Genomic DNA, 12412 nt, shown 5'->3' with positions numbered 1-12412 from the left:
TGGTTAATAAATTTGCGTGATTACTTAATTCCACAGCTCTAGTTTAGCAACAATTGTCTTATTTTCAATAATTTATGATTGCATACTACTATAATTAGAGTACCTTTAGACTAATCCCTTTCTACTGAGTTCCTTCCCCGCCCTAATTGGAAAGCTGTCGGTTAAGTTGCTCCTTAACCATTGCTTCATGAAATCTAACTTTCCAATTCTCCTGGTAGACGATGATGCACTCCTCGTTGACATCCTGCACCGGGCATCTCGGGACCATTTCCCTGAAGCGTCTTTTATTCAAGTCTTTAGCAATACAGAAGCGATAGCCTATATCAATGCGCTTGATGGTCATGGGCCTAAGCTAGTCTTTCTTGATATCGACTTAGGATCCAGCGTGAATGGATTAGACTTTTTAGCCTTCCTACAGGCCCATGCGCAAGGACGCTTATTACCAGTTATTATGCTAACAGCCAGCCAATTGCCAAGTACTATTCTGACTACTTATTCAACAGGGGCGGCTTCTTTCACGGTTAAACCATTCAGTTTTGACGACTGGAAAATGTATTTCATTACGCTACGACAATACTGGTTCGACACGGTGACCATACCCCCTATCAGGTTCTATAAGCGTGATTATTGGACATGATGGCCCGTTGCCATAAGTACTAACACTCTCCCTTCCCCCCATCACTTCCTCACCAGCCAGATCTCCGTTACCTGCGAACCGCGTTCACCTTCGCCACATTCCCAGATGAAGGTTACGGCTCCATCGGATGAAGCCGCTTTGGGTACGTCGAATTCATAGATGGGTTGCTCGCCGGTCTGGATGAAGTCATGAACAACGGAGCCGTCGTCGGTGGTGAGTTTCATGCGTGATTGGAAGCGCCCGGTGTAGGCAATCCGAAGGCGGTAGCTGGCCGTGGGGTCCAGTTCAGAGTAAGCGATTTTTAGGGGTTGGTCATAGAGGGTTTTAGCCTGTTTCATCCAGGCTCGTGGCGTCACCTGGCCTTTGAAGCCCGTTGCTTTAATCTCGTCTACCCATTCAACACCTACCAGGCCTACGCCAAACCCAATTCGGGGCGAGTGAAGACTTCCCGGATCTTTCTCCCAACTTGTGTCTGAAACCACCCGATGCCAGCTTTCAGGCGCGCCGAAATGGTCGTAGAACCCACCCGGTCCCGGATCAGTCCGGTGCAGCACCTCCCGGATTTTCTGGAGTCGTTCTGGCTCATTGGTCAATTTCTCTAGCTGCGAGAGCTGCGATAACAGCCAGGGAGAGTCGTTGAGCGGAATGTCGATGTTGTCGATGAAGTTACCGCGTCCACCCATGGCACCGTGTTTGTCGATGGTGAGTTGCGCCCCAATGCTTTTGTAGAGTGAGTCGGCTAGGGCAAAACATGTCTGGCGGTAAACGGGCAGAATCGGTTCTTTCCAGGCTTTCTCGAGGATCGCATTTGCCTGTCGGATAGCTGCTACTGAGCCAACGGACTCACTGGCTTCCAACGCAACCCGCGCCTGCTGCTCCAGACCAGTTTCATAGAGTAACCGACGGCGGGTGAAGGCATCGTAATACGCCCGAATTTGTCCCATCTGAAAGCGTGGATTCTGCAATACGGCCTGAGAAGCTGATTTTTCCAATGCCTGCCACTGCATCAGGGTACGCTCAACGGCCTCGTTGGTCAGGAGGTTTCCCCGCCAGTTTTGTTCCAGAGCGATAAGTCCCTGCGCAACGGTTTCGGCATAATCCGACCCGATAAACAATCGGGCGTAGTCACGCAGGGTTTCAATAACCGGCGTTTCGGGGTTCCAGTCCTGGTCGCTCCAGACAAACTTATTCACATCATCATTGGTGCCTTCAGAATAGCTAATACTACCCGCGCCATAGTCATCAAGCGCATTGTGAATGGCCTTTTCATCGTGCGGGCGCGGGTTGATGCACTCCCGACCCAGCGTCATGGCCCAGGCCAGATCCCAATGCGGCACCGGATATTGAGACGCGTAGTTGTGGGTAATATCCGGATAATGCCGAATGGGAATGGACGGTTTAACCACCTTCCGAATTTCCTGCACCGACATCTTGACCCAAGGCCCAAACACCACACCCCCAAACCAGGGGTATTCCTTATTGACGTGTTTATAGAACGCATCGAACCATTGCTGCGTAGGTCGGAACACCTGCGGAGAGACCCATATTTTAGCATTGGGATGGTATTTATGCAACACCTGGGCTTCCTTTTCGAGCCACGCAAACAGCACGTCGGGTTCCAGTTCACCGGGGTCACCGCCGGGTACGAAGACCGCATCCAGTTTCTGAACAGCCGCAAAAACCTCATGCCGTTCAGCCAGTTCCTTCTGAATCGAATCGGGATGGGTGTAATTCATGCCCATGTTCGGATACCACATCCAGACATCCAGCCCGTATTCAGCACAAATCCTCGACTGTTCGCCAATCATCCTGATGGCGGGTAACTTCATATGCCGACTCGTGAAGTCATCATCCGTACGGGGTGGCATAATTTCGATGCTGTTAGCGCCAAACAACGCCAGTTCACGAATGTACTGGTCGTACTGAGCCACGGAAAAGGCATCGTAGGCGTTGGTTTTTGGCCGATACCCAAGCTGGTGACCGCGAATAGGATAGCGGGGGCTGGTAGCAATAGACAGATTTCCAGCCACGTCCACTTTACCCGGCTTCATCTCCAGCTTGCGCAACAAACGTCCAACACCATAAAGCAATCCCCGCGCATCGTGGCCGACAATCAACACCGCGTTGGACTTTTCAATGGATACCAGTCTGAAGCCTTCACTTTTACTATCGGGTATTGCCTGGATGAGCGTTTGAAAATTCGCGGGCAACTGAGCGACATGCTGTTCCAGTACAAGCCCAATAAACGGCTGATTATCGGCAGGGAGTTTTCCGACAACGGGAAGTTGAATACCACTCCGTTTTTTCACTTCCTGCTGTAGAATCTCTACCGTTCGGCGCAGAACTTTTTTATCGGTAACGGTAGTAGCTATACGCGCCTTCGATAGGTCAATCGAGCCGGAGTAGGCGGTTGTCCATATTGATAGGAGGAGGATGGTTAAGCGGATTGAGGGTAAGCGCATGGTTATGATTCTCTGTTTTCGCTTGGCTTTGCCGACCGGGCTGGCGTACCAGTGAAGGCTATTGTTTCAAGGGCCTCTGGCCCAATTTTGATTAGTCAATACGGGCGAGACGCCCTAAAGAATAGTCTTCACTGGTACGCCAGCCCGGTCGGCAAAGCCAAGCGAAAACAGAGTCCGCACAGTTCCACGCATCCTCACAGCTTAATAAAAATCTTCCGCTTATACAGCACATAAGCTGGAATGAAATTGACGCCAACAAAAAACAGCGCGTACAACAGACTGGCGAGTTCGGGTTGAAGTCCAATATCACGTAGTCCTTTTACAACCTGCTCATTCAGCGGAAGACCACCGAATTTGAGCCGGTAGAAAAATAGGGCGAAGATGTCGGCCAGTACATATACCGTGATGGCATTCGCTCCGAAGATAATCCCTGGCTTTGTCCCCTTCGTATGCCCGAGTACATCAACCAGAAAATACGTAGCGCCAAACAGTAGGGCAGCAAAACCAGACGTAACCAGCACAAACGAACTCGTCCAGAGATTTTCATTAACTGGAAACGTTAGCCCCCAGAAATAGCCTGCAATGGCTGTAAACAGACCAGCCGTCATCAGATACGCAACTTTCTCGATTGGTTCATCGGGGCCCAGCATCCACCGACCTGCCAGCATACCCATAATTCCCGTCACAATAGACGGGAAGGTGCTCAGAATACCTTCGGGGTCCCAGGTTCCCTGCCACATTCTGCCGGGCAGGTATTGCCGGTCAACCCAGGCAGCCAGATTCTGGCCCCGTTCCAGCACAACCCGGCCCACATCGGGGGTGGGGATCTGCGTCATAGCCAGCCAGTATCCAACCAAAGTAAAGGCGCCAATCCAGGCCTGCTGTTTCCAGCTTGTAGTCAAAAATAACGTTGCGCAAACCAGAAAGACGATGGCGATTCGGTGAAGTGTACCTGTCCAGCGAATCGTGGCAAAATCAAAATCGGGCATCAGATTCAGGAACATACCGACGGCAAAGATTTTCAGCGAGCGAATGACAATCTTCCGATAAAGTTCTCCTTTGGGAGCAGTCCGTTTTTGTGAATAAGCGAAGGCAATAGACACGCCGACGATAAACAGAAAAAATGGTGCTACCAGATCCGTCATGGAAAGACCGTTCCAAATGGTATGTCGAAGGGTAAAATACACGGTCTCCTCACTGCCCGGAAAATTGGCAACAATCATGGCTGCAATGGTAAACCCGCGCATCGCATCCAGAGAAATAAGCCGCTTTTGTTGCTGTACCATCAAAAAGTTGTAAAAAGCCCGCTAAAAGCAATGGTATCTTTACTACTGATTTGAGTACTATAAAGGCTACTTAACCTAAGGATTTATGCGAACTACTTTTTTTGCCACCCTCAGCACGCTTGTTTTCCTCTGTTTCAGCAGTTGTAGTATCACTGAAAAGCAGGCAGTTGAAGAGGCAAAAAAAATAACGGTATCCTGGGAACTGGTCAGCAATTTCACCGAGATCGAAACGGGTTTCGAAGCCCGCTTTCACCTGGCCAATGAAAGTAATTTTCCATTGACAGACACCAACTGGGCCTTGTTTTTCAACATGTCGCCCCGGCCTATTCTTCCAACAAAAACACCCCAGTCCGCTACTGTTCAGCACATCAATGGAGACTGGTATAAACTTACGCCCAGGGTTGGCTTTAGTCTCAAACCCGGTGCCGCTATCGACGTTCTGTACGAGGGAACCGAAGCCGTCAATAAGGTCACGGATGCTCCACTGGGGCTTTACTTTGTTTTTTATGACAAAGACGGCAAGGAGGAAAACATCGTACAGGTAGCCAATTATAGCATCAAACCGTTTACCCGGCGAGAGCAGATGCTACGTGGAAAGGTCGACCTGGAACCGCTCCCAACTCCCGAACATACGTACCAGACGAATCGAACGGCCTCCCTGCTTCCAACCGAAAATCTTCAGAAAATCATACCGGCACCCGTTAAACTAACGTTGGGCACAGGCATATTGACCGTCAATTCGTCGCTGCCGATTTATGCAGATAAAAGCCTGGAAAATGAAGCGAATTTCCTGAGTCAGAAACTAAAAACGCTAACGGGTAGCGACTTTTCTGTAAAAACAGGAACCCCAACGGGCAAAGGCATTTCGCTGAAAACGGGAACTATTCGTGTCAACGGCGTTACGAAAGAAGCGTATCAGTTAGGCATCGACGGGAATGGCATTTCCATTACGGGTAGCGATGCGGCTGGTGTCTTCTACGGCATTCAGAGTATGTTGGCGTTGATCCCGACCACAACCTACCTTAAACCGTCGGCCAGTATTGCCCTGAACTACGTACAGGTTGAGGATGCGCCACGCTTTCATTTCCGGGGTATGCACCTGGATGTTAGCCGGAATTTCCAGACCAAAGAAACCATTCTTCGGTTGCTGGATTTGCTGGCAGTCTACAAAGTCAATCACTTCCTGTTTTATACGACGGAAGATGAAGGCTGGCGACTCGAAATTGACGGATTGCCTGAGCTAACGAAAGTAGGGGCACAACGGGAACATACGTCGGGCAAGGAAACGCCAGTGCTGCATCCGGCCTACGGATCGGGCCCGAAAGCCTATGATGAAGGCAAATACGGCAGTGGGTATTACACCAAAGCCGATTTCATCGAAATCCTGAAGTACGCGAAAGCGCGCCATATCAAGGTCATTCCGGAAGTGAATTTGCCGGGCCATGCCAGAGCCGCCATTAAAGCTATGGAAGCCCGGTATGACCGATTGATGAAGGAGGGCAACGAGAAAGAAGCCAATGAATACCGACTCATCGACCCCAATGATAAATCCGTTTATTTATCCGCACAGGGGTACACCGACAATGTGGTGAGCGTTGGACAGGAGTCGACCTACCACTTCTATGAAAAAGTGGTTGATGAGATCACGAAGATGTACAAAGAAGCCGGTTTGCCCATGGACGTGATGCACGCGGGTGGCGACGAAGTGCCCGAAGGCGTCTGGACAAAATCGCCCATAGCGGCTAAAGTCCTGAAAGATAACCCAACGATCAAAGACCCGAAAAACCTGCAGACTTATTTCTTCCGAAACCTTGTTAAACGGCTCAAAAAACGTAATCTGGAAATACACGGCTGGGAAGAGGCTGTACTCACCAAAGCAGCCGATGGAAAACTGGTATTGAACCCTGAATTTGTTGGCCAGGGCGTGGTACCCTATGTCTGGAACAATCTGTTTGATGTGGATCTGGGCAATCGGATGGCCAATGCCGGTTATCCAGTGGTGTTGTGTAATGTATCGAACTTTTATTTCGATATGGCCTATAACAACGATCCGCAGGAGCCAGGTCTGTACTGGGCAGGCTATGTTGATACGCGCAACAACTGGGCATTTGCGCCGTTCGATATGTTTAAGACAACTTATAAAAATTCGATGGGTAAGCCCTTAAATTTTGCAGGCCTACAAAAAATGAAGCCCGAAGCCCGCAAAAACGTTCGGGGTGTAGAATGTCAGCTCTGGAGCGAAACCGTTAAAGGTCGTGATATGGCCGAGTATGATATCCTGCCTAAATTACTGGGGTTTGCCGAAAGTGCCTGGGCACCCGAGCGGCCCTGGGAGACCATCGAAAACCGGCAGGAGCGCGAAAAATCAATGAGTACCGGCTGGAATATATTTGCCAATACACTCGCCCAAAAAGAACTCCCCCGGCTAGCTACGATCAACGGCGGTTATCATTATCGGTTACCGCTTCCGGGTGCTATTATCGAGCAGGGCATGCTCAAAGCGAATGTAGAACTACCTGGTCTTGCCATTCGGTATACGACCGATGGGACTGAGCCAACGGCACAATCTGCACTATATACAGGTCCAGTAAAGGTTTCGGGCACGTTGACATTAAAAAGCTTCGATGCATCGGGTAGATCGAGCCGGGCAACCATCCTTAAGGTGCGGTAGCACGTCCTGATACTAGTATAATATTCTTGTAGTTTTTTACACCAATACGCAACATACGTACCATGACTATTGGGGTCGACTTAGGAGGAACCAACGTACGGGCTGGACTTGTACGGAATGGATCAATTGTTCATCAAAAGAGTGGCTTATTACATCAAAAAGAATCGCTCTCTGCTACGTTATCACAACTTATTGAATTAATCCGTCCTCTGGCGGAATCCACCGTCAGTAGTATCGGCATTGGTGTTCCCTCGGTGGTTGATGTGGGGCGGGGTATTGTATATAACGTGGCCAATATTCCATCCTGGAAAGAGGTTGCCCTGCGCGATATTCTGGAAGAGGAATTTGCCGTACCCGTATTTGTGAACAATGATGTGAACTGCTTTACCCTTGGCGAACACCAGTTTGGTCTGGCCAAATCCTACCATTCCGTCGTTGGCATGTCTATTGGTACAGGGCTTGGCTCGGGCATTATCATTGACAATCAGCTCTTTGTCGGGAGTAACTGTGGAGCGGGAGAAATAGGACTACTCCCCTATCGGGATAAAAACTTTGAGTACTATGCCTCTGCCGAATTTTTCGAGGCTATCCACGGGACAACGGCCCTCGAAGCCAGCCAGGCAGCCCAACTCGGCGAGCCCAGCGCGTTACAACTCTGGACCGAATTTGGTCGTCATTTTGGCTGGGCTATCAAAGCAGTCCTCTACGCCTACGATCCTGAAGTCATTGTCTTAGGGGGTTCCATTGCCAAAGCGTACCCGTTTTTTAAAGCGGGTATGTTTGAGAGTATGCAGGATTTCGCTTATCCAGTCACGCTCAAGCGACTGAAAATTTTCCAGTCGCAGCGGGAAGGCATTGCCCTGCTGGGCGCAGCCGCTTTAGTTAGCTAATACCATGAACCGTAACACCCTGATTGTCGTCCTGATTCTGGTCATTTTCTTTGTCATTTCGTTTCTGACCAACATTTTGGGGCCCATCATCCCCGATCTGGTCGACAGTTTTCAACTGAGTATCGGTCTGGCGGGTTTCTTGCCCTTTGCTTTTTTCGTTGCCTACAGTGCGTCGATTCCGTCGGGACTGCTGGTCGAAAAATACCAGGAGAAACGGGTGCTGCTAGGTGCTTTTTTATTGGCTTTCCTGGGTGCCTTACTCTTCGCCCTCATACCCCAATTTTCAGTGGCGCTGGTGTCGTTATTTTCCATCGGTGTTGGCATGGCCATGTTGCAGGTTGTGATTAACCCACTGCTACGAGTAACAGGTGGGGAAGAGCATTTTGCCTTTAATTCGGTGCTGGCGCAGCTTTTTTCCGGGGCCGCGTCATTTATAAGTCCTTTTCTATACAGCTACTTTGTCGTTAACCTGCATACCACCAATACTAGCTTCCCGATTGCGGTGCTAAATCGACTGGTTCCCGTTGATCTGAAATGGGTGTCGCTCTATTGGGTTTTTGCCCTGACGACGCTCTTGATGATTGTAGTAGTTGCGCTGATCAAATTCCCAACCGTCGAGCTTAAGGACGACGAAAAAGTGGAAGTGGGCGGTACCCTGACCGAGCTACTTCGCAACAAAACGGTCTTGTTGTTCTTCGCGGGTATTTTCGCGTATGTAGGTACTGAACAGGGCATTGCCAACTGGATTTCCAAGTTCCTTCAACTGTATCACGGAGTTGACCCGACAACAACTGGCGCCGAAGTAGTGGCTTATTTCTGGGGGCTCATGACCATTGGCTGCGTTCTTGGCCTGGTTTTACTGAAACTAACCGACAGCCGCAAAGTGCTGATGATTTTCACGCTGGGCGCTATTATCGCCTTACTTGCCGGGCTGTTTGGCACTAAAGAAGTGGCTCTGTATGCGTTTCCGGCCACTGGTTTTTTTGCTTCTGTAATGTGGTCCATCATTTTTTCACTCGCACTCAACTCCGTTCCGCAGCATCATGGCACTTTTTCGGGTATCTTGTGTACCGGAATCGTTGGTGGCGCGCTGGTACCCCTGATCATCGGTGGCCTCGCCGAACTGGTGGGACTGCGCTGGGCCATGCTGGTCATTCTGTTTACACTAGGTTATATTTTCAGTATTGGCATCTGGGCCAAACCGCTGGTTACGAATGCGACGATTAAATTAAAGAGCGAAAGGGTGAATGAGTGAAAGAGCGGGCAGACGCGACAGCGCAACTTCCCGGCGGTTTTCGCTCATTCACTCGTTCACTCTTTCGCTCTTTACCCATGCACAAGATCATTCTACTAATCGACTTCGCAGAAGACTACAGCAAGAGTCTGTTGAAAGGGATCACTAAATATTCGCGGGAATATGGTCCATGGGTTTTTTGCCGGATGCCCCTTTTTCATCGGGAAACGATGGGGATCAACGGTATACTGAACTGGGCGCGAGAATGGGAAGCCGACGGCATTATCGGGCAGCTTTACAACGATGAAAGTATCGAAAAGATCGTTCAGGCGGGTATTCCACTCATTGCGCAGGATTTTAAAGAACGGTTTACAGAAATCCCCAACATAACGGGTGCCCACCAGGAAACCGGCGCTATGGCCGCGGACTATTTCCTAAAAAAAGGCTTTAAAAACTTCGCCTTTTATGGATTTACGGACATCGTCTGGTCGCGGGAACGGGCTGAAGGATTCGACGAGCGGGTGTCCCGGTCGGGTTACAAAGTCCATTATTTTGAAAACGAAAACGCCCGTGCCAGTGAGATCGAGCTGTGGTATTATAAACCTAGCTCACTGAGTCAGTGGCTATTGTCATTACCAAAGCCCATTGCCATCATGACGTGCGACGACCGACTTGGTCAGCATATCACGGAGGCCTGTCGACATTCGGGTATTCGTATTCCCGAGGAGGTAGCGGTATTGGGGGTCGATAATGATGAAATGATCTGTGAGCTGTCTGACCCTCCTCTATCCAGTATTGCGCAGGATGCCGAGAAAGGGGGGTATGATGCGGCCCGCCTGCTGGATCGCATGATACGCAAGGAAACCGAGTGCTTCTATGATATCGTTGTGAGGCCTACGCAGGTAATCACCCGCCAGTCGACCGATATTTACGCCACCCACGACGATTACATTGCCTCCTCACTGAAATACATTCACCAGAACATCGACAAAAACCTTCAGGTCGATGAAGTGGTCAAGCAGGTGCCGTTGTCGAGACGCTCACTGGAGATGCGGTTTCAGCATGTGATTGGCTATCCTATCTACAAGTACATCCAGAATCTGCGGATCGAAAAATTCTCTAAAAAACTGCTGGAAACCGACCTGACCGTTTTTGAGATTGCCATGGAGTTAGGCCTCAATGATAGCAAGAACATTGCCCGTCAGTTCCGTCAGGTGAAAGGCTGCACCCCACTCGAATACCGAAATCGATACCTGGCGGGAAAGTGAAGGTGATTTATTAAACCCATTTTCCGGCCCGTTCATCCCATTTTCGGCACGTACGTATCTGATCTGCATAGCTTTGATAAAACTTAGTTGCTCTCTACTCCTATGCATACGCGCTTGATACCCATTTTACTAAGCCTGCTTGTGGCTTGCAAGCTGTACGGCCAGCCCACCGATCTGGTAAAAACGCAGGGCATTGCGACTGCGGTACACCAGGCCAACATCGGCACAATCATCTTTACCGATAAAGATATCCCAGCGGCCGACCTAAAAACCACGGACTTTCTACGTACGTATGCGCTGACGAACAAAAGCAATTTATTCATGACGGTCTTCATGGGTAACTCACTCACCAACTACCTGCATCAGTTAGCGCCTGAACTGACGGCCGATGAACTCACGAAAACAGGCGGATATCAATTTAACTTTTACGTAGATAACCGACTCATCTACCAAAGCAATCTGCATCCAGGCGCGCCTTACGCCCAGGTGAAGAACGTTGAAACACTCATTAGCAAACCGTTGATTAATAACCAGCGAGAGGGTGCCTGGTGGAGTCAGTCGGCCTGGAATCGGTTTATGAATAACGGCGGAGATAGCGAATTGACGGACGGCCCGCACGTGTTCAGGCTTGAGATCAGACCATATCTTAACCACCCCAACCTAACCGTAGGCGAGTTGATTGCTGCGGGGCAACTGACACTACAGGTGAAGCGCAAACCAGTTATTGACCTAACCAAAGTTCGACTTACTATCCCCAAACCCTATCCGGGCTTTGCCGTCTCGACGGAACGATTTGATACCAACAAGATCAAGGAGTTGAAGGGTAATATAGACGAGGATGTGTTCAAACACATCACCAGTGTGATCGTCATTAAAAATGGTAAACTACTGATCGAAGAATACTTTAACGGGAACACCCGAGACTCCCTGCATGATGTTCGTTCGGTGGGTAAGACGTTTGCCTCTACCCTGGCCGGGATTGCGAAGCAGGAAGGTTACTTGAAAAGTGAAAACCAAAAGTTAGCTGATTTTTATGACCTGAAAACCTTTGCAAACGACTCTCCTGCCAAGGCAAATACCTCACTAAACGAGTTACTGACCATGAGTTCGGCGTTTGACGGGGATGATAATGACAACAACTCGCCGGGCAACGAGGAGAATATGTATCCTACGCCTAACTGGATAAAATTCATTCTGGACCTACCCGTTGACCCTGCGAAGTTTAAAGGGGAGTGGCATTATTTTACCGCAGGTGTTGTGTTGTTGGGTGACATTCTGAACAAAGTTGTACCGGGAAATCTGGAACGCTATACGGACCAGAAACTATTTAAGCCCCTGGGCATTACCCACTACCAATGGCAATACACGCCCCAAAAAGTAGTCAGCACGGCGGGTGGTATCCGAATGAATGCGCTGGACTTTGCCAAATACGGCCAGTTATATAAAAATGGGGGCCAATGGCAGGGGAAGCAACTCATACCAGCTGCCTGGGTTAGCCAAACCTTTACGCATCATAAGCCGATTCCGGGCCGGAAGGATGAGTATTATGGGTACCTGTTCTGGAACAAAACGTATCAGGTAGACGGCAAGGCATATGAAACCTATTACTGCTCGGGAAACGGGGGCAATAAAATCTTTGTCTTTAAAGACCAGCCACTGGTGGTTGTCGTTACGGCTACTGCTTATAACACGGCGTATGCCCATCCTCAGGTAGACAAGATACTGGAACAGTATATTCTGCCAGCGGTGGTCCGCTAAGGGGTTTAACCACAGAGGCACAGACAACACGAAGTTTTCTCCCGTTTTCGCTTGGCTTCGCCGAGTGAGGTCTATTTTAACGGCCTCTGGCCGGTGAATTGTACTATATTGAAAACGGGCCAGAGGCCCTTGAAACAATAGTCTTCACTCGGCGAAGCCAAGCGAAAACGTGAGGCATGGAGTACACTGAGCTTTAACTTGTTTTT

Annotated in this window: 8 protein-coding genes; 6 read left to right on the top strand and 2 right to left on the bottom strand. The window is 49.6% G+C overall.

Annotation, left to right across the window (positions count from 1 at the left end; genetic code table 11):
• Nucleotides 1-187: 187 nt before the first annotated feature.
• Nucleotides 188-637 (top strand): response regulator, encoded by a 450-nt coding sequence (locus tag EXU85_RS08240; protein WP_142771628.1) that lies wholly within the window; start codon nucleotides 188-190, stop codon nucleotides 635-637.
• Between the two features lie 41 nt (nucleotides 638-678).
• On the opposite strand, the gene EXU85_RS08235 is transcribed toward EXU85_RS08240, so the two are convergent.
• Nucleotides 679-3099 carry a hypothetical protein gene (locus tag EXU85_RS08235; RefSeq protein WP_142771627.1) on the bottom strand — a complete coding sequence of 807 codons (2421 nt, stop codon included), beginning with the start codon at nucleotides 3097-3099 and terminating at the stop codon, nucleotides 679-681.
• A gap of 194 nt (nucleotides 3100-3293) precedes the next feature.
• Nucleotides 3294-4385, bottom strand: coding sequence for an acyltransferase family protein (locus tag EXU85_RS08230; RefSeq protein ID WP_142771626.1), 1092 nt, complete (start codon nucleotides 4383-4385; stop codon nucleotides 3294-3296).
• A gap of 85 nt (nucleotides 4386-4470) precedes the next feature.
• On the opposite strand from EXU85_RS08230, the gene EXU85_RS08225 reads away from it, so the two are divergent.
• From EXU85_RS08225 to EXU85_RS08205, 5 genes are all read left to right on the top strand, one after another.
• Nucleotides 4471-7056 carry a family 20 glycosylhydrolase gene (locus EXU85_RS08225; RefSeq protein ID WP_142771625.1) on the top strand — a complete coding sequence of 862 codons (2586 nt, stop codon included), beginning with the start codon at nucleotides 4471-4473 and terminating at the stop codon, nucleotides 7054-7056.
• Nucleotides 7057-7118: 62 nt separating this feature from the next.
• Nucleotides 7119-7946: an ROK family protein gene (locus EXU85_RS08220; RefSeq protein ID WP_142771624.1), complete on the top strand. Its 828-nt coding sequence runs from the start codon at nucleotides 7119-7121 to the stop codon at nucleotides 7944-7946.
• A 4-nt stretch (nucleotides 7947-7950) separates the two neighbouring features.
• The gene (locus EXU85_RS08215; RefSeq protein WP_142771623.1) at nucleotides 7951-9201 is read left to right on the top strand and encodes an MFS transporter; all 1251 of its coding nucleotides are present in this window, start codon (nucleotides 7951-7953) and stop codon (nucleotides 9199-9201) included.
• A 77-nt stretch (nucleotides 9202-9278) separates the two neighbouring features.
• Nucleotides 9279-10448, top strand: a complete 1170-nt coding sequence (locus EXU85_RS08210; RefSeq protein ID WP_142771622.1) for a DNA-binding transcriptional regulator — start codon at nucleotides 9279-9281, stop codon at nucleotides 10446-10448.
• 102 nt (nucleotides 10449-10550) lie between these two features.
• Nucleotides 10551-12206, top strand: a complete 1656-nt coding sequence (locus tag EXU85_RS08205; RefSeq protein WP_142771621.1) for a serine hydrolase — start codon at nucleotides 10551-10553, stop codon at nucleotides 12204-12206.
• The last annotated feature ends 206 nt before the right edge of the window (nucleotides 12207-12412 follow it).

It is taken from the genome of Spirosoma sp. KCTC 42546, assembly GCF_006965485.1.
In the GTDB taxonomy this organism is placed as follows: Bacteria; Bacteroidota; Bacteroidia; order Cytophagales; family Spirosomataceae; genus Spirosoma.
The sequence above is the reverse complement of the archived record's forward strand: the minus strand, read 5'-3'. Positions and strand labels throughout refer to the sequence as shown.